Annotated in this window: 15 protein-coding genes; 8 read left to right on the top strand and 7 right to left on the bottom strand. The window is 71.2% G+C overall.

The annotated features are described in order from the left end of the window. Position 1: 1 nt before the first annotated feature. The 6 genes from HNR61_RS00860 to HNR61_RS00835 form a co-directional block, all read right to left on the bottom strand. Positions 2-553, bottom strand: coding sequence for a hypothetical protein (locus HNR61_RS00860; protein ID WP_182841192.1), 552 nt, complete (start codon positions 551-553; stop codon positions 2-4). Next, positions 544-2,139: a hypothetical protein gene (locus HNR61_RS00855; protein WP_220508844.1), complete on the bottom strand. Its 1,596-nt coding sequence runs from the start codon at positions 2,137-2,139 to the stop codon at positions 544-546. Before HNR61_RS00855 ends, HNR61_RS00860 begins: the two co-directional genes overlap by 10 nt. Before the next feature lie 289 nt (positions 2,140-2,428). Continuing rightward, positions 2,429-2,986, bottom strand: coding sequence for a hypothetical protein (locus HNR61_RS00850; protein ID WP_220508843.1), 558 nt, complete (start codon positions 2,984-2,986; stop codon positions 2,429-2,431). A gap of 397 nt (positions 2,987-3,383) precedes the next feature. Further along, positions 3,384-3,917, bottom strand: a complete 534-nt coding sequence (locus tag HNR61_RS00845; protein ID WP_182841189.1) for a hypothetical protein — start codon at positions 3,915-3,917, stop codon at positions 3,384-3,386. A 385-nt stretch (positions 3,918-4,302) separates the two neighbouring features. Next, positions 4,303-5,472 (bottom strand): VldE C-terminal domain-containing protein, encoded by a 1,170-nt coding sequence (locus HNR61_RS00840; protein WP_312897792.1) that lies wholly within the window; start codon positions 5,470-5,472, stop codon positions 4,303-4,305. Positions 5,473-5,612: 140 nt separating this feature from the next. After that, on the bottom strand, positions 5,613-6,329 hold the full coding sequence (locus tag HNR61_RS00835; RefSeq protein WP_182841187.1) for a hypothetical protein: 717 nt from the start codon (positions 6,327-6,329) through the stop codon (positions 5,613-5,615). A 243-nt stretch (positions 6,330-6,572) separates the two neighbouring features. Here HNR61_RS00835 and HNR61_RS00830 point away from each other — a divergent pair, with 243 nt between their 5' ends. The 4 genes from HNR61_RS00830 to HNR61_RS00815 are packed head-to-tail and all read left to right on the top strand — an operon-like array spanning position 6,573 to position 10,915. Next, entirely contained in the window at positions 6,573-8,441 is a 1,869-nt protein-coding gene (locus HNR61_RS00830) for a hypothetical protein (protein ID WP_182841186.1), read from the top strand. Positions 8,442-8,450: 9 nt separating this feature from the next. Beyond that, on the top strand, positions 8,451-9,515 hold the full coding sequence (locus tag HNR61_RS00825) for a glycosyltransferase family 2 protein (RefSeq protein ID WP_182841185.1): 1,065 nt from the start codon (positions 8,451-8,453) through the stop codon (positions 9,513-9,515). Then, complete coding sequence (locus HNR61_RS00820; RefSeq protein ID WP_312897701.1) at positions 9,512-10,480, top strand: NAD-dependent epimerase/dehydratase family protein; 969 nt, start codon at positions 9,512-9,514, stop codon at positions 10,478-10,480. The genes HNR61_RS00825 and HNR61_RS00820 overlap by 4 nt, the downstream gene beginning before the upstream one ends. Positions 10,481-10,483: 3 nt before the next feature. Further along, the gene (locus tag HNR61_RS00815; RefSeq protein ID WP_182841183.1) at positions 10,484-10,915 is read left to right on the top strand and encodes an acyltransferase; all 432 of its coding nucleotides are present in this window, start codon (positions 10,484-10,486) and stop codon (positions 10,913-10,915) included. Between the two features lie 5 nt (positions 10,916-10,920). Here HNR61_RS00815 and HNR61_RS00810 read toward each other — a convergent pair whose 3' ends face one another. Continuing rightward, positions 10,921-12,072 (bottom strand): DegT/DnrJ/EryC1/StrS family aminotransferase, encoded by a 1,152-nt coding sequence (locus tag HNR61_RS00810; protein WP_220508842.1) that lies wholly within the window; start codon positions 12,070-12,072, stop codon positions 10,921-10,923. Between the two features lie 47 nt (positions 12,073-12,119). On the opposite strand from HNR61_RS00810, the gene HNR61_RS00805 reads away from it, so the two are divergent. From HNR61_RS00805 to HNR61_RS00790, 4 genes are read left to right on the top strand one after another with little or no spacing between them, the layout of a single operon-like run. Beyond that, entirely contained in the window at positions 12,120-12,650 is a 531-nt protein-coding gene (locus HNR61_RS00805) for a GtrA domain-containing protein (RefSeq protein ID WP_182841181.1), read from the top strand. 32 nt (positions 12,651-12,682) lie between these two features. After that, positions 12,683-14,434: a hypothetical protein gene (locus tag HNR61_RS00800; protein WP_220508841.1), complete on the top strand. Its 1,752-nt coding sequence runs from the start codon at positions 12,683-12,685 to the stop codon at positions 14,432-14,434. Continuing rightward, positions 14,427-16,160, top strand: a complete 1,734-nt coding sequence (locus HNR61_RS00795; protein ID WP_182841179.1) for a hypothetical protein — start codon at positions 14,427-14,429, stop codon at positions 16,158-16,160. The genes HNR61_RS00800 and HNR61_RS00795 overlap by 8 nt, the downstream gene beginning before the upstream one ends. Before the next feature lie 10 nt (positions 16,161-16,170). Continuing rightward, the gene (locus tag HNR61_RS00790) at positions 16,171-18,171 is read left to right on the top strand and encodes an arabinofuranosyltransferase (RefSeq protein ID WP_182841178.1); all 2,001 of its coding nucleotides are present in this window, start codon (positions 16,171-16,173) and stop codon (positions 18,169-18,171) included. Positions 18,172-18,265 lie beyond the last annotated feature (94 nt).

Below are 18,265 nucleotides of genomic sequence, written 5' to 3'. Positions count from 1 at the left end.
CTCACTTCTCCGCCAGTCGCAGGGAGTCGAGGATCAGCGGCAGCCGGGCCGCCGCCGCGCCCTGCTGCGGCGCCCGCAGCACGAACTCCACCAGCGTCCCGTCCCCGGTCAGCGCGTACACGCCGCTCAGCCGGAACGCGGTCGGGACGCCCCGGTCGGTGGACAGTTCGTAGGACGCCTCGAACCGGTGGGCCCGGGCCGCTCCCCCGACCCTGACCTCGCGGTCGACCGTCAGCCGGTAGCCGTTCAACCGCGACAGGTCGCGGAACTGGTCGAGGGCCGTGCCGAACCCCTGCGGATAGTCGGCGTACCGCTGGGCGTGCGCGACACCGTCCGGTACCCCGGAGGGCAGCGCCGGTCCCCGGACGGTCGTCAGCGGACGGCCCTGCTCGTCCTTCTCCTCGGCGCGTCGCCAGTCCGGCGGGACCGCGAAACCGAAATCCACGACCCGCTCCACCCGGTACCCCGGCGGGGCGGACACGCGGACGTCGCCCCGGGCGCCGCATCCCGCCACGAGGAGTACCGCGACGACGGCCGGCAGTCTCAGCGGCACGAAGACCACGGCACCCACCCCACTCCCGGCTTGAAGTACCGCGCGCTCTGCATCGTGTGCTTCTCGTTCTCCCGGCCGACCTCGAAGATGCCCAGCCAGGACTTCGGCTTCTTCCCCGACGCGCCCTTGCCCTCCAACTTGCCGGTGTCACCGGTGTTGTCGTAGGTCACCGTGCCCATGGTGCCCGCGCCGTCGTCCCAGGCGCGTTCGACGGCGTCGGTGTCGCCGTCGCGGAGGTAGCGGTCGATGACCGGGCGGTCCTCGGTCCTGGAGTAGTCCAGCGCCTTCTCCGTCAGCGTCCGCTGCGCGTAGATGATCCACTGCTTCCCGGCGGTCCCGTCGGCCCTGCCCCCGGAGCCGCCCGTCGACCTCAGTTTGCCGTCCGCCCGGAAGTAGACGATGTCCTGCCCGTTCTTGACCTGGGTGACCCGGACGACCTTGCCGTCCTTGTCGTGGGTGACGCCCCAGGTCGTGCCGGCGCGGTGCTTGTAGTTGAGACCTCCGCTGGGATTCAGCCTGACCTGGGCCCTGATCTGCGACCGCTGCTCGGGAAGCATGACGAAGCCGTTCCCCAGCTCGCTCCTGAGCCGCGACTCGATGACGTCCATGACGGCGTCCAGCCCGTCCTCCAGCCCCTGCTGCGCGCGTTTGCGCACCGGCGCGGGCAGTTTCTGGATGACGTCGCCCACGTCGATCTGGATCCCGGCCTCGAACTCGCCGCGCTGGGTGTAGTACGTCGTCTTCTCCCCGTTGCGCAGATCGGTCTGGCTGCCGGAGACCAGCCAGCCGCGCCCCTTCAGCGGGATCTTCAGCCGGCCGAGCTCGATGTCGGCCTTGGCGCCGCCGGTCAGACCGCCCTCCATGTACTCGCCGACGGGCTTGCGGTCGGGCTCGCTGCCTCCCATGTAACGGTCGACGTCGTCACCCACCCACGGAAGCTTCGTCCCCAGCCAGACGAAACCCCCCGAGATCGGGTTGGTGCGGAGCGTGAACTTCACGTCGCTGCCGATGCGGTGCTCCTTCAGGTCCTCGAAGAACTTCCGCGCCTCCCGCTCGTCCCGGAAACCTCCGTAGACCTTTCCGTTCGTCACCGTCGCCCCTCCCCAGACACCCCCCTTCACCGGTCCGGCCCCTGCCTCCGGTGTCGCGATACCGCCCTCGCCCCAGGTGAAGTCGACGACCTCCCACTGCGGCTTTCCGTCCGGCCCCACGCGTTTGTTGAGTTGGAGGGTGCCCCGGCTGTTGGACCGCACGTCCACGCGTTTGGTGGGAATGGTGAGCGTCTCTTCCAGGTACGTGCTCTCACTGTGCGCCAGGCAGGGCTGCTGCGGGGCGTCCGGGTCGGGAACGGCCTTCCTGCCGTCGGACGGCTTCGGCGGCTCGCAGTGCCCGACCAGGCCACCGGCCTGCATGACACGGCAGATGGCGTACTCAAGGCTCGCTCCGACCCGCCCGCCGAGGCCGGCGAGCACAAGGGTGGCCAGGACCGCCGCGATCAGCAGCAGAACGGCCAGATACCCGACCGCACCCTCACCGCGGTCGGCGCCGGACCGCCTCTTCACCGCCTCACCGATTCTGCTCAGCACAGCGAGAACAGTGCCAGCGAAATCCATTAACAGAATAGGCCCGTAGGCCCACGACAAGACCCAATTTCAAATCAACAGCAATTGGGAATCAATTGTCCATCCATTTTTTCTGAAAAATTAATCGGGAATTCACGCGAGCGGTCCCGGAGCGGTCACGGGCCCGGAAGAGCGGCACCGCACCCACGCGCGAACAGGCCGGCGTCGCGATGGAGCCGCGACACCGGCCTGCTTGGTGTTCCGGTAGATCAGAAGTTCTCGCCGCGGGCCCGGCCCCGCGCCTCCGACCGGTTCAGTCGAGGTCGAGCCACTCGAAGCCGAACCAAGCCTTCTCCTCCTTGACCTGGAACGAGTCGACGATCTTCTTGGTGCGTTCCAGGTCGGCGCTCTCCTTGGGGGCGCGGACGACGAGTTCGAGAAGCACCCGCTCACCGGTCAGGACGAACGTGTCGGTCATGCGCATCCGGACCTTCGCGCCGGTGACCGTCCTGGCGTCATAGGACACCACGAAACGATGCGCCTCCTGCGCGCCGTTCACGATGACGGGGACGTCCTCCTCGATCCGGTAGCCGGAGCGCGGCGCGGCCGTACGGAACTGCATCGCCTTGTCGCGCAAGGCGGTGTTCCAGTCGCCCCAGTCGGTGATCCGGACCTCACCGTCACGCGTGCCGTCCTTCCGGTCCGGGCCGTTGAACTCCACCGTCGCGCGTTCGTCCGTCTCGCGCACAAGCCATCCCGCCGGGTAGTCCACCCGGTACAGGTCGCCCTTGTACTCCTCGAACCCTGATGGGCGGTCACCCGCCCCCGCGGCCCCGCAGGCGGACACCGCCATGACCAACGAAACGGGCAAAGCCAAACGAACAAACCCGAACACGCCAGAAAACCTAGGTGCCCTGGACACGTCCTGTGGTGAGCCTCCGGACCCATTCTGGACCTATCTAGTGGACCCGGCCAGTGCCGCACCCGCAGTATGCCCCGCAGCGAGGAGGGGAGCCGGTCCAAACGGGACCGGCCGGCGCCACCGGCGACCGCACCGCGAACAGCAGGGTCGCGGCCGTCAGCACGTCAGTACGACGGCCAGCAACACCGAAACCCGATCACGGGACCCGGTCGTTCCGTCACCGGAAGCTCGGTCGCCGCGCTCAAGTTCGACACCGCGTCGCCGCAGGCAGGGGAGGAGTCCCATCCAAGCCGTCCTGCTGCCCCGAACGCTTGGATCCCGAGCCCCGCTTCCGGCTCGGCGCCGGTCAGAGCGTGATCGGCACCGGCAGGTCCTTGACCAACGTCGTGGTGTTCTCCTTCACCGAGCCCCGCTTGGAGACGGTGAAGGCGGTCACGGCGAACCCGGCCCCCTGAGCCACCCCTTCGGGGGTTCTCACGACCGGACGGTAGCGCTTGACGATCGCGCCCTTGCGGGCCGCGTCGTCGCCGCTGAGCCCCGGCCGGAACCGGATCTCATCCACGCTCTCGACCACATAAGCGGGCTCCTCGGCCGGGCGGGTCGTCTCCACGTACAGGCGGGCCAGGGTGGTGGCGGTGGCCGGGCCGGCCACGTTCGCCCCGTCCTCGGCCGTCATCAGGGTGAACGCCTTCGGCCTGCCCGTCAGCAGCGTCGCCTTCGAGCCGGACGACGCCACGAAGAACCGCACCGGGTGCGCGCCCTGCCGGTAGTCCACCTGGAAGATCTTCCAGGTCTTCAGGAACAGGGCGGGCACCGGTGTGAGCTGGCTGCCGCCACGCGTGACGACCGCCGCCTGCTCGGCGTCCCCCGCCTGCCCCAACCCTGCGGCGATACCCCGTTTCCGGCCAGCCTCCCCTCACCTGGCGCTCTCCTCGGGAGTCAGCGGAGGACGACCGTAGTGCGCCCGCACCGCGGTCTCGGCGTCGACGGCCTTCTTGTAGGCGTCCTCGTACTCGACCGCATCACGGTCTGGTCGGTGTACTTCGGACTCCGGGCGTCCCGCAGTTCCTGCTTGCCCATCTTCTTCGGGTCGGGCTCGTTGCGGTGCTTGGCCTCGTTGCGCTTTGGCGTGGTTGACCTCGTGCACGAACGTGTTGGCGATCCCCTCGGGCGTCTCGGTCAGCCAAGCGTTCGGGGAGGCCTTCGCACCTGAGCCCGCGACCCCGACCTGGCCCGGCGTCCGGTCCCAGGCCCGCGGGCTCCGGCTACAGCACGGAGATGTGCACGTGGTCGAAGTGGTTCTGGGTGATGCTGCCGCGGTCCTCCATCGGCCGCCAGCCCTCCGAGTGCCGCTGGGGGTTGTAGATGTGCTGGCGGTAGATGATGTAGTAGATCCCCAGGTTGTTGGCGTTGGCGTGCGCCCAGTTGGAGATCGCGAAGCCGAGGTCGGCCTCCTCCTTGCTCGGCCCGGCCGGACCACTGATCATGAAGTCGCAGGCCCGGCCGAGCGGGTGCTCGCCGCCACCGGTGATACCGCCGTTGGCGCGCCAGCAGCCGATGCCCTTGGGCACCTTGAACTTCTCCTTGATCAGGTCACGGACGCAGCGCATCCGGGGAGTGATGTTCTCCGCGCCCTGGGGACCGCCCTCACTGCACATGCTGGCGTCGGGAAGCTGCTTGCTGAACCCGTCACCGCCGAAGATGACGGGTCGGCCCTTGTACTCCCCGCCCTCCTTGGAGACCAGCCGGATCTTGAACATCCGCAGCAGGAACGTGCGGGAGACCAGGACGCCGCCATCACTCGTCCAGATCCGGACCTTGTCGCAGTACAGATCGGTGTCCGGGAGGCCGTCGTTCCCGGGGCCCGAAGGCGTCCTCTCGCACTTCGGCAACTGGAGCTCGGCGATGGCGGTCGCGACGCCCCATCGCTTGGCGATGCCCTTCTTCCCGCTGGAGTCGGTGCAGACGTTCTTGTTCTCGGCGAGGTCCTGCCTGTCCTTGGCGGTGAGTTCCTTCTCGTCTTTGATCATGCAGTCGCCGCTGCGCACCGAGACCTTCATGGTGTGGCCCATGGGACCGGACGGCTTGACCTTCTCCGTCACCACGGTGCCGTTACGACGGGCGTACTCCTCGGCAGACCGGTGGTAGGGGAGCTTGGCGGCGGGTTCCTTGATATCCGGCGCGACCGCCCAGAGCCCGACATCGGTCGGCAGGAAGCCGTGCATGGCGACGCGGATGGCCTCGTCCCGCATCGGGACCACCGCGCCGATCGCGGCCGCGTCGGCGCCGGTCTGTGTCCGGGTGCGCATGTCGTTGGCCTGTGCGAGCGGAATGAGCATCACGGTGAGAGCCACCGTGCACACGCAGGCCATCAGCATGACCAGCTGCGTCGATCCCTCGTCGCCGAGACGCCCCCGATAACGCGCGAGAAACACCAAGTCACCACCGGATCCGCGGGCGAGCATGATCGCGTCAAGGCTAGGGAAAACCGCCCGAACAGCACAGGGTCCCAGGGCCCAATCAGCCCCCCGGACCCGGCCATCACAGGTCACGTCGGCTCGGGATCCTACCGCCGTCAAGGTCTCCGCGTCCGCGCACGAGGGCCGTCCGCCTCCTCTGGAGGAGCCGGGCGAAGGAACGTGGTCAGACCCAACAGCCCGGCGAGAACACACCCTGCGGCAAGCCACCACAACCGGTGCTGGGCAGGACCCGAAGCGCCGACGACTCCCCGCTCGACACCCGCCGCCAGGGCGGCGACGACCAGCGGCGCGCCCGCCGCCAGCGCCATCGCCCACGGATTTGACCGCCTGGCGACGCGGGCCACCGCCAGGACCGCCAGCGTCCCGATCGGCAGCGCGGTCCACGCCACCGCTCCCATCAGCGAGGCCAGCTGTTCCCCCGCCGTGACGAGCAGGACGCCGACCGGCGGCGCGACATAACCACGTCCGAGCACGGGAAGCAGCCCCACCACCCCGCCGGCGAGGGCCGCGAGGCCCCCGCAGCCCTTCACCAGTAGCGCGCTCTCGCCAAGGATCCGTGGCCCGATCCGCACCATGACCAGCGCGATCAGAAGGACGACCACCGGCACGGCGACAAGGGTGCGCGGCGAGGCCTTGCCCGCCCGCAGGTCGGCCCGGTCGATCGCGATCCAGGCGGCCGACACGGCGGACAGCACACAGGACCGGACGACGAGCTCCGCCTGCTGGGCCTGCTCCAGGCCGAACGCCCGGATCGCTCCCAGCTGCATCACGAGCGTGACTGTTCCGACAATGATGCCTACCAGTCCCGCCATCCCGCCGCTCCCGGTGAATAGCGCCCGTGGCCTTGGCCCCAGGGCGTTCGCTCCCACGGACCTTACTGATCATCTGACAGAAAGGGATGGGCCCCAAGCCCCGTCTCCCGTCCGCTCGGGCCCAATCGTGGGGTCCACGGCGACGCCGGGGACGCGGGTGCGGACGCGACCGTCGAGCTGGGCCCGGAGGTTGGGGCTCGGGGCCCAGCTCATCATCCGTTTTGCCCTGTATCGTCTCGGCCCGTGGAGCCGCCAAGCCTGAGCGCCGAGCCGCGGCGCGCCGACGCCCCCGGCGCGGACGGCGCCACCGCCGTGCCCACGCGCGTCCTCCGGACGGCCGTCGCGGCGTTCGCCGCCACGGCGGCCGCCGGTGTCTGGATCGGCGCGGTCGCCCTGTCGGCGGGCCACGGCTTCGACGTCACCGACGAGGGCTTCTACCTGCTCTCCTATCGCTGGTGGGACACCGACCTGCGCTCCTTCACCGGCGCGCAGTATCTCTACGGCCCCGTGTTCGATCTGCTGGGCCACGACATCGCGGCCCTGCGCCTGTTCCGGCTGTGCACCGTCGTCGGCGTCCACCTCGTCTTCGGATGGTCCTTCATGCGGTGGCTGCGCCCGCGGCGCCCGCACGCGCCGGGCACCCGGCTCTGGGAGGCCGCCGGCACCGCCGCCGTGGTCGCCTGCGGAGGGCTGGTCTACAGCTGGCTCCCACTGAGTCCGGGATACAACGACGTGTCCATCCTTGGTGGACTGCTCGCGGCGGCCCTGGTCCTGCGGATCGCCACGGCCGTCGATCGCGGGACGGCCGTGCCCGCCTGGACGCCCGCCGCCCTCGGTCCGGTCGCCGTCGCCACGCTGCTGGCCAAGTGGACCTCCTCGGCCCTGGTCCTCGCCCTGATCGCGACCGTCGCCGGCGTGGCGCTGGCCCCCCAGGGGCTCCGCGCGGTCGCCCGGTGCGCCGCGTGGGCTCTCGGCGGCGCGGCGGCCGCCGCCGTGGCGGTACACCTGTTCGTCGTCCCCTGGACGGCGGCGCTGCCGGAGATGGTCGCGACCAACCGGCTCATCGCCGGCAAGACCAACTCTCCCCTGGCCTTGTTGGGGATGTACACCCGCACCGGGCTCCTGCTCCTGGCGTCGACCGTCGTCAACCACGCCCTTTTGCTGGCGGCGGCGGTGTTCGCCGCGGTGTCCCGGACGCCCGCCGGACGTCGCGGCGCCGCCGTGCTGGCCGGGGTGGGACTCGGTGTCTCGGGCTGGCGGATCGTGGCCGGCGGCGGACTGAGCGGAGGCTCTGCCAACCTGCACCGGTTCCCCGCCCACGTCCTGGCCACGCTGCTGCTGGCCGTCCTGATCGGCGGCGTCGTCCTGTTCCGCCGGCGCGCCGACCGTCACCGTCCCGCCCTGGCGGACGAGAGCCGACGAGGCTGGGCGTGCCTGGCCATGCTCGTCCTGCTGCCGGTGTTCCAGGCCGCTGGAACGGGCAATCCGCTGCACGTCATGGCGATCAATGCCTTCGCCGCCTGGGGGGCCCTCGGCATCGCCGTGCTGACCGGCGTCGACACCGCTCCCTGGCCCGCACGCCGGCTAACGGGGACCGCCGTCGGCGGTTCGGTCGTACTCGCGACGGTCGTCGCGACCGACGGAGTCCGGAACCATCCCTATCGCACCGCGGGCCGGGACGCCTCCACCGTCACCGCCACCGGCGTTCCGGCGCTGGCCTCGCTGTCCCTCGACCGGCGTACGGCCGACGAACTGAGCGGCCTCCGCCGCGCGCTGCGGCCGTATCTGGAGCCCCCGGGCCGCGCCGTCATGGCCTTCGACGAGATGGCCGGGGTCGTGCTGGCCCTCGACGGCCGTTCGGTCGGCGAGGCGTGGTACTCGGCGCTCGACCCCGCCCGCACGGCCGCCGGAATCCGTGCCCGATGCGCGGGCGGGCAGGGCTGGTGGAGGGAGCGTTCCCCCGTCCTGCTCTTCCGGCGCCCCGTGTCGCCTACCGAGGTCGACGCGCTGCGGTCCTGCGGGCTGGACTTCGCCACCCACTACCGGCAGCTCGCCACCGCCACGACGACCACCGGCATCCGGGTCTACGTCCCGGCCGCCGAGACCCCCTAGGAGCCATCCATGGACGCAGATGTCCGCGCGGACACGCCTGACGGCCGGGCCGCGGTGGACCGGCCGCTCGTCTCCGTCGTGGTTCCGGCGCTCAACGAGGCGGAGAACGTTCCCGGCCTGCTGTCCCGGTTCGGTGACTTCGAGGGCGCGCATCCCGGCTACGAGTTCGAGCTGATCGTCGTGGACGACGGATCGTCGGACGGAACCGCCGACCTGGTTCTGGATCTCGCGGGCCCGGACGCCGCGATCACGGTCGTCCGGCTCACCCGCAGTTTCGGCTCGCACTACGCGATCTCAGCGGGCCTGGCCCGATGCGCGGGGGACGCGGCCGTGGTGTTCGGCGCCGACCTCCAGGAGCCGCCGTCGCTGCTCACCGACTTCCTCGCCCGCTGGCGCGACGGCTCGGAGGTCGTGTGGGGTATCCGGCGGAGCCGCACCGGCCGGTCGGCGTCCCAGGAACTGGCCTCCCGTGGCTTCTCCAAGATCTTCACCAGGTATGCCGACCTCGCCGGGTACCCTCCGGAAGGACCGTCCGGCGTACTGGTGGACCGCTGTGTGATCGACGAGTTGGCGCGGCTCCCCGAACGCAACCGCAACGTGCTCGCCCTCATCGCCTGGCTGGGGTTCACCCAGACCCGCGTCGAGTACGACCAGCAGGCCCGTCGCCATGGTGAGAGCCGGTGGACCCGCCGCAAGATGATCAAGCTGGCGGTCGACTCCCTGATCCAGTTCTCCTCCGCTCCGCTGCGGCTGTGCAGCTTCACCGGCGTGGGGGTGGCGGCGGCGGGACTGGTGTACGCGGCCGTCCTGGTGATCCGGGAACTGCTGGGCGCCGACACCCCCTCCGGCTGGCCGACGGTCCTGGTCGTGCTGCTCGTCCTCGGCGGAACCCAGCTCATCGTGATCGGGATCATGGGCGAGTATCTGTGGCGTGCGGTGGAGGAGACCCGGAGCCGCCCCCTCTACGTGGTCCGGGACGTCCGGTCCACGGGTCGGCGTTCCCGCCCGCGGGTTCCGCGGCGCGCGACGACGCCGGTCCCGGCCGCGGAAGCGGCGTCAGGCGACAGACAGTGAGTGAGAGACGCGTGAAGGCACAGAACAGCACGGTCCTTGTCACCGGTGGTCTGGGATACATCGGTTCCCACGTCGTACCGGAACTGCTCGCACGCGGATGGCGCGTGCGGATCCTCGACAACCGGTACCGGTGCGATCCCAAGGCCGCGGCGGCGCTCGCGGCGTTGGACGGCGTCGAGGTCGTCGAGGGTGACGTCCGCTACGCCAACGCGGTCGAAGGCGCGATGCGCGGTGTGGAGGCGGTGGTGCATCTGGCCGCCGTCTGCCTGAACAAGTCGATCTCCGACCCCACGGAGAGTCTGGACGTCAACCTCCTGGGCACCCAGAACGTGCTGGACGCCGCGGCGCGCGGCGGCGTCCGGCGCGTCATCCACGCGTCCTCCGCCTCGATCTACGGCAACGCGACGTCGCTGCCGACGCATGAGGACACTCCGCCCTCCCCTCTCACCCCTTACTGCACCGCCAAGCTCGCGGGCGAGCACCTGCTCTCGTTCTACGCCAAGCGGTCGAAGCTGTCGTGGCTGGCGCTGCGGTTCTTCAACGTCTACGGCCCCGGACAGCAGACCGACGCCTACTACACCTCGGTCGTGCTGACCTTCCTGCGGAGGCTCGCGGCGGGAGAGGCACCGGTCATCGACGGCCGGGGAGAGCAGTCGATGGACTTCGTCCACGTGACCGACATCGCCCGGGCCGTCGGCATGGCGCTGGACTCCACGGCGTCCGGCATGGCGCTCAACGTCGGGACCGGTTGCCAGACGACGATCGCCGACCTGGCCGCCCATCTGATCCGGGCGCTCGGGATGGACGTGCAGCCGATCTTCCGGCCCCGCGAGGTGCTGGTGACACGGCGGGCGGCGGACATCGGGCGCATCCGGGAGACCCTGGGCTGGGAACCCACGATCGGGCTGGAGGAGGGGCTCGCCTCGGTCATCGAACACCTCAAGGTCACCGGTGAGCTGAACTGAGCGATGACCGGCCTTCCCTCCAACCCCTACAACCCGCTGGCGTGGTTCGTCGGCGACCCGGTCATCGGTGAGGGCACCTGGATCGGCCCGTTCTGCCTCATCGACGGTTCCGGCGGTCTGGTGATCGGGAGAGGCTGCGACCTGGCGGCCGGCGCCCAGGTGTACACCCACTCCAGCGCCCGGCGCTGCGTCAGCGATCGGGCCGTCGAGGTCGAGTACCGGCCGGTCCGCATCGGGGACTGCACGTTCGTCGGGGCCGGAGCGGTGATCCTCATGGGGGTCACCGTCGGCAGCCACTGCGTGATCGGCGCCGGTGCGGTGGTGACCTCCGACATCCCCGACCGCAGTCTGGCCGTCGGGGTTCCGGCCCGCGTCGTGGGCGAGGTGGACCCGGCGACCGGCGAGACACGCCGATACGGAGACGACAGTCCATGATCTGCTCAGCCGCCGATGATCTCGTTGAGCGTCGCGACGACGAGCTCCTGCTCAGCGCCGGTCAGCCCGGAGTACATCGGCAGCGCCAGATGGCGCTCGGCGAGCCGCCGCGACTCCGGGCACCGCGCGTCGGTCGCGTAGACCTCCTGCATGTGCAGGGCGTAGGTGCCGATGTTGCAGCCGATGCCCCGCGCCCGCAGCTCCCCGGCAAGAACGTCACGGTCGAGAGGTTCCTCCACCGTCACCGCGTAGGTCTGCCAGGTCGGCACCCGGTCGGCCGGGATCTCGGGGGCGCGCACGCCCGGAACGTCCGCGAGCAGCGCCGCGTAACGCGCCGCGATGGCCGCGCGGTCCCGCATGAAACCGTCGAGCTTGGTGAGCTGCACGGACGCGATGGCCGCCAGCACGTCGGAGAGCTTGTAGTTGTAGCCGAGATCCGTGAACGCGGGCGTCGCCAGGGCATGGGCGGCCTGACGGTCGAAGGCGCTGCGCATCCCGAAGCACGCTTCGCTCCGCACCCGCTCGGCGAGCGCGTCGTCGTCGGTGACGAGCACACCGCCCTCACCGGAGGTCACCCCTTTGCGGGCGTGCAGCGAGAAGACCGCCACGTCGCCGAAGCTCCCGCAGGGGCGGCCCGAGTAGGAGCCGCCCGCCGAACAGGCCGCGTCCTCGACGAGGAAGAGACCGTGCCGCCGCGCGATCTCCGTCAGCGGCCCCCAGTCGGCGGGCACTCCCAGCGCGTCGACGGCCACGATGCCCCGGGTGCGCGAAGTGATGGCCGCCTCGACCAGGTCGGGGGCGATGGTCCCGGTGCCGGGACGGACGTCCACGAAGACCGGTGTCCCGCCGCAGTACAGAACGGCGTGACCGGTCGCCGGGAAACTGTAGTCGGCCACCAGGACCTCGTCGCCAGGCCGCACGTCGAGCGCCTTCAGCGCCAGATGCAGGCCGGCGGTGCAGTTGTTGAGCGCGACGGCGTGGGCGCGGTGGCTCAACGCCGCGAAGTCCGCTTCCAGGGCCGCGCATCGCGGCCCCTGACCGGCGAGCCAGCCGGAGTCGAGCACTTCGGCCACGGCCGCCAGTTCGGCGCCGTCCGTCGACGGGCGGGTCAGCGGGATCGGTTCGGTCGCGAGGTCGCGCCGGGGGGCGTTGCGCACGCCGATCATGATAGGGGCCGGAGCGCCGGCCGGGCGGAGCGCGCCGGATGACCGGGGAGCGGGCACGGACGTCGCCGTCCGCCGGAACCACGGCGGGGCCGGTGGCCGAGCGGCGGGGAGCGGCCCGTTTCCTGCGCTACTCCTCCCTGTCGTTGGTCACCGTGCCCTGCGGCTACGGGTTGCTGCTGCTCGCCCGGCACTGGTGGGACGTGAACGCCGGGCTGCTCAACCTCGCCGTCGGCACGGTTCTCACCCCTCCGTCCTTCCTGCTGTACCGCACGCTGGTATGGCGGGAGGGCAGCGGCCGCGGTCTGCTCCGGGAGCTGTTCGGGTTCTGGCAGACGGTCATGCTCGGTGCCCTGGCGGCGGGGGTCTTCATCGGCCTCGGGGATGTGCTGTTCGGCGGGGATCCCGTACTGATCGTCGTGTCGGGGCTGACCGGGCAGGTCCTCATCTTCCTCGCCCGCTACCTGTGGTTGGACCGGGTGACCTTCGCCCGCAGGGGCGCCGGAAGGAGGTCAGGGCCCTTAGGCCCAATTTCAGACCCAAAGGCACAGGAAACAGCCATCGATGACTGATATCGACGCAAGCCCGCTCTAGGGTGACGCAGGTGACCGAGCCTCTCGCGCCCCCCACGTCACCCTCGCCAGAGGCACCCGCGCGGTCGCGGACCAGGTCACGATGGTTCTGGCTCCTGGTGGTGGGGTGGGCCGCCCAGGTGCTGGTGCGGATCGCGTCGGCGAGGGGGCAGGTCGCGCCGTTCGTCCAGCCGGACGAGTCCGGCTACCTGGTGGCCGCCCGCTGGCTCACCGGCGGGCCGGGAGCCGACCTCTCCGGCAGCACCTTCTACCAACCTGGTTACTCCCTGCTCCTGGTACCGGCGCACCTGCTCGCCGACGATCCCGGCACCGTCTACCGGCTGGCCCTGGTGACCAACGCGCTGGTCGGGGCCGCGGCGTTTCCGCTCGCCTTCCTGGCCCTGCTGCGGCTGGGCCTGGACCGGGCGTCCGCAGCGCCGCTGGCCTGGTCCGCGGCGCTGCTTCCGGCCGCCTCCTTCTGGGGGCACATGGCCATGGCCGACAGCGTGTTCACCGTGGTCGTCCTGGCCTGGCTGCTCTGCCTCGACCGGTTCGTCCGCACCGCCGCGCTTCCAGCGGCCGCCGCGGCGAACCTGCTGGCCTGCTACGCCTACGCCCTGCACGGACGGGGCGCGGTGATCCTCGCCGTGCACGCGGCGGCGATGGCGTGGCACGCGCTCCGCGGGGAGCGTCGGCGTTCGGTGGTGGCGCTCGGCATGCTGGTCCCCGGCGTCGGCGCGGCGCTGGCGTTCAACTCCCTGGTCCGCGACGGCCTCTATCCGGGCGGCGCCCTCGGCCTCGAAGGCGAGTTGTGGAACAGGCTGACCTCCTGGTCTGGTCAGATGTGGGCGCTGGGGACCGGGGCCGGGCAGGTCTGGGCGCTCCTCACGGCCACCTGGATGATCGGCGGTGTCGGCGCCGTCGTGGTGGTCGCGCGCCTGGCGCGCAGGGACACCGCCTACGAGGACCGGCTGCTGGCCGCGGTGCTGCTGGCCGCGACGTCGGGCGTCGCCTATCTGACGGCGGCGGCCCTGCCCGACGAACAGCGGTTCGGCAACCACGCCTACGTCCGCTACCTGTCGTGCTTCGCGCTCGTGTACACGCTCGCCGGGCTGGCGGCGCTCGTCCGGACGGCCCGGGTGGCCCGGCCCGCGCTGGTCGCGACGGCGGTTTTCGCGTGCTCGGGGCTTCTGGTCTGGGCGCGCGTCAGCCGTCTGCCCGAGGACTACGGCTATCTCGGCCACGACTTCCCGGAGGTCGGTCTGCTGGGCGGTTTCTGGGGCGGGCTGCGCCCCTTGTGGACGAGCCTCACCGCGTCCCTGCTGCTCCTGCTCTTCCTGGGGCTGCGACGGCTCGGGCCGCGCGCGCTCGCCACCGGTCTCCTGGTCGTGAACGCCCTGGCCATGCTGGTCATCACGGCCGTCCTCGCGCGACCGGGCACCACCGCCGACGTGGTTCCCCCGGGCGCGCCGTCCGGAGGCGTCGCCATCGCCCGTCCGTTCGGCGGGCACCCGAACCTCTTCCTCATCGTCCGCGCCCGAACGGCCTTCTCCGTCTGGTGGACCGAACTGGAGTTCTTCGACCCCCGGCAGGGGCCGCCCCGACCGGGCGTGTGCTCCGTCGTCGTGAACTGGCCGGGCGGAACGGCTCTCGACGCGACCTGGCCCTCGCATCCCCAGGGGTGGCGGGCACGGGGCGCTGAAATGCGGTCGCGCAAGCTCAGGTGGGCCGTCTGGTCCTCTCCCGGCTGCCCTGTCCACCCCGGGGGTACGGTTCGTGGCTGACGCCCCTCCCTCCGCCCTGCCCGAAGCGCCTCCAGAGCTGCGCCGACGCGCTCGCGACCGTCTGTCGTGGGCGCTTCTGATCGGCTGGCTCGCCCAGGTGGCGGTCCGCGTCCTCCTGACGAGCGGCCGTCCGCGCCCGCGTCTCTATCCGGACGAGGCGGGGTACCTGCTGGCCGCGCGCTGGCTTCTGGGCGGTCCGGGGGCCGACCTGTCCGGCAGCCGCTTCTACCAGGGCGGCTATGCCCTGCTGGTCGCCCCGGCCCAGGCGTTGGGCGAGGACCCGACATCGATGTACCGGCTGGTGATCGTCATCAACGCCGTGTTCGGCGCGTTGGCGTTCCCGCTCGGTCACCTCCTGCTCCGGCGGTGCGGGATCGCCCGGCGGCACGCGCTGCTCCTCTCCTGGTGCGCGGCGCTGGTCCCGGCCGCCACGCTGTGGGGAACGATGGCCCTGGCCGACACCGTGCTCCCCGTCGTTCTGCTCGGCTGGTTGCTCGCCGTCGACCGTCTCGTGTGCCGGGGCGGTGTCGCGGCCGGATGCGTGGCGAGCCTGACGGCCGCGTTCGCCGAGGCCGCGCACGCGCGCGGCCGGGTCGTGCTCGCCGTGCACGTTCTTGTGCTGGCCGGGTGCCTGTCTCGCCGGGAACGGCGGCGTCCGGCACTGGTCGCGCTGGCGGTCACGGTCGTGGCCGCCTCGGCGGCCCTGTTCCTGAACGACCGGCTGTACCGGTCGCTGTATCCGGGTGGCTCGCTCGACACCGCCGGAGACCTGCTGAAGCGGCTCACCTCCCTGGACGGCCACGGCTGGGCGCTGTCGGGCGCGGTGGGCCAGCTTTGGGCGATGTTCGCGGGTACCTGGCTGCTGGCCGCGGTGGGCACGGTCGCGGTGGTCTCCCGGCTGCCCCGTCGTTCCGGGGCGTCCCCCGAGGACCGTGTCATGGCCGTGGTCCTGCTGACGGTGACCTCGGGCATCGCCTACGCGTCGTCGGCCGCCCTCCCCGACGAGCATCGGGTCGGCAACTTCGCCTACGGCCGCTACCTCGCCTGCGTCGCTCTCGTCTACACCCTCGTCGGCATCGCCGTGCTCGTTCGCCGCGGACGCGTGGTACCAGCCGTGTCGGCGGCGATCGCCCTGTTCGCCGTCTCGGCGGTCTGGGTCGCCGTCCACGGCGGAGAGCGACTGCGCACCTACGAGTACATGCCCATCGACTTCCCGGAGATCGGTCTCCTCAGTCTGGACTGGACGGAACTCCACCTCACCAGAGCCTCCGTCGTCGCCGTGGTGCTGCTCGCCGCCCTGTCCGGCGCGGCGAGGCTCGGGGTTCCGGCCCTGGCGGCGGCGCTGCTGACGGTCGGCCTGGTCGCCCTGCTGCTCCTCACCATGCTGATCACGAGAACGGGCCATCACGTCCCCGCGCTGGCGGGCGCCCCCACCGGAGGAGTCGCCGTCGCCGACCCGCTGTACGGCAACGCCGACGACGACTCCCTCGTCCGGACCCGCGTCGCGCTGTACGCGTGGTGGACCGAGATCGAACGCTTCGACCCGCGCCACGGCCCGCCTCGCCCCGGTGTCTGCACAGCCGTGGTCGCGTGGGACCACAGATCCCCTCCCGCGTCCTCCTGGCCGCGTGGCCCTCGGGGCTGGCGGGTGGCCACGGCCCGGATCGGCCCGTTGGGCTGGGCCGTCTGGACCGACCCGTCCTGCCCCCGGCAGCCCCCTGAGTGAAAGAGACCGCATGTCCGCCGAGCAGACCTCCCCGGCATTCCCTGAGCCGGAGCCCGTGACCACCGACCCGACCACCGACACGCCGGCCACGTCGGAGCCGGAGACCGCGGCGGAGCCGAAGGCCGCGGCGGACGGGCCGCGCCGTTCACCGCGGGCGCGCGCCCTTCGGCAGCCGGGGCTGGTCGCCATCGCGACCTGGCTGGTCACCGTGCCGGTGGCCTTCGCGCTCCCGGGCGCCGCCGACCTGAACCCCTTCGAGCAACGCGACGCCGACCTGCCGCTCTCCGTCTGTTTCGGGTTGGCGGCCGTCCTGGCCGTCGTGGGGGTGCGATGGCGCGGCCCCGTCGTCCTCGGGGTCGCGGCCGGGCTGTTCGGGTCTTCTCTGGCGCTGACGCTGCGCACCGCGCTGTCGGGGACGCCCTTCGGCTACGAGGGCGTCTTCGGGGACAGCGGGCGGATCTCCGCGATGGCGGTGCGCTACTCGGTGTCGTGGGCCACCAGCGACGGCATCGTCGCCGGGGTTCCGGCCGAGTACCCGCCGCTGTACCCCTACATCATCGGGAAACTGTCCCTGCTCCTCGACCGGCCCGCCTGGGAACTGGTCGGCCCCGCGCAGGCTCTGGTGGTCTCGGCGTCGATCGTCGTTTCCTTCGCGCTGTGGTCCCGGCTGACGCGTCCCGCGGCCGCCCTCGCCATCAGCGTGCTCACGCTGCTGCCGCTCGGCAATCCCGGCAAGGCCTATGAGGTCCTCGCCCTGGCGGCCTTCGTTCCGCTGGTCCTGGGCACGGTCGGCGCGTCCCCGGAAAAGCGGATGCACTGGCTGCCCGCGGGACTGGTCACGGCCGTCATGTGCCTGACCTACCACGCCTACGTGGTGTACAGCGCGCTCGGACTGGTGGTGCTGGCCGTGCTCTCCTGGCGGGAGGCGGCCGACCGCCGGGCCTACGCCCTGTACCTGGCGCGGCTCGCCGCCGTGGTGGCGGTGCTGACGTCCTGGTACACGCTCCCCTACCTGTGGGCTGCCCTCCATGGATTCCAGCAGGTCGGCGATCTGTACCAGGCGCAGCAGATCTCGGAGCCGCCCTTCCCGTTCCTGGAGCCGAGTCTGCTGCGTCTGGTGCAGTTGCTCGGCCTCGTCGCCCTGCTCTGGTACAGCCGCTCCCAGTGGTGGGCGAGGCCGCTGCTGCTCATCGTCATCGGTGCCTACGCCTACCGGGCGCTCGGCGTGGTCCGCTGGGTGACCACCGGGCACACCGGGTTGTTCTACTACACGATGCCGCTGATCAGCGTGTGCCTCCTCGCGGGGGCCGTGCTCGGCGCGGGAGTGGCCGTCCCGGCGTTGGCCCGACGCAAGGGGCGCACGTTCGCGGTGGGCGCCGGCCCCACCGTCATGACGCTCCTGACCCTCTTCGTGGCCTTCTCCTACTGGAGCCTGTGGATGCCGGCCAACCTCTGGAAGCCCAACAAGAACGGCGGCTCGGACGTGGACTGGAGCAACGCCGGGGACACCAACCAGCGAGCGGCGAGCGCGCATCTTCAGCCGCTTCCCGACGGCACCCGGCCCCGCCACGCGCGGGAGGTCGAGTCCGCGGCACGAATGCCCTATCTACCGGTGACGGCGATCCAGCGGGCCGTCGGGGAGGTCAGGCCGCACGACGCGCGGCCCCGCACGCTGTCCTACGACGAACAGCTGTTCGCCTTCCTGCCGTGGCGCGGCTACGTCGGCGTCGACCGGACCGGCACCAACGGCCCGGTGCGATGGGACGACCGGCACGAGCAGATCCGTGGCCTGTCCCGGATCACCGACCCCGGTGCGTTCGGCCGTGCCTCGTCGCGGACGCGTTTCGGGCCGATCGACGTCTTCGTGCTGCGCCGTGAGGGCGACGAACTGGTCTGGAAGGCCGAGCAGTCGCCGTCCAGGCTGGCCTTCCGGCGAACGCAGTTCGATCCGGCCGTCTTCACCGTGCGGGAGCTGGACTCCACGACCTTCGTAGCCGTTCGGCGACCATGATCCAGAACTTGGGTCCGAGGGCCCAAACGGGACCCAAGGCAGACCCCACCTGCCTGATGAGTCGTCCTTGATCTTCTCTTGACTGCTAGATATG

Origin of the sequence: Actinomadura kijaniata (genome assembly GCF_014138665.1) — a bacterium.
In the GTDB taxonomy this organism is placed as follows: Bacteria; Actinomycetota; Actinomycetes; order Streptosporangiales; family Streptosporangiaceae; genus Spirillospora; species Spirillospora kijaniata.
The sequence above is the reverse complement of the archived record's forward strand: the minus strand, read 5'-3'. Positions and strand labels throughout refer to the sequence as shown.

What these genes read in the sequence shown, in the direction of transcription:
- HNR61_RS00835 (WP_182841187.1), bottom strand. Translation starts at nt 6,329, where the DNA reads ATGGCGGGACTGGTAGGCATCATTGTCGGAACAGTCACGCTCGTGATG.
- HNR61_RS00825 (WP_182841185.1), top strand. Translation starts at nt 8,451, where the DNA reads ATGGACGCAGATGTCCGCGCGGACACGCCTGACGGCCGGGCCGCGGTG.
- HNR61_RS00815 (WP_182841183.1), top strand. Translation starts at nt 10,484, where the DNA reads ATGACCGGCCTTCCCTCCAACCCCTACAACCCGCTGGCGTGGTTCGTC.
- HNR61_RS00805 (WP_182841181.1), top strand. Translation starts at nt 12,120, where the DNA reads ATGACCGGGGAGCGGGCACGGACGTCGCCGTCCGCCGGAACCACGGCG.
- HNR61_RS00790 (WP_182841178.1), top strand. Translation starts at nt 16,171, where the DNA reads ATGTCCGCCGAGCAGACCTCCCCGGCATTCCCTGAGCCGGAGCCCGTG.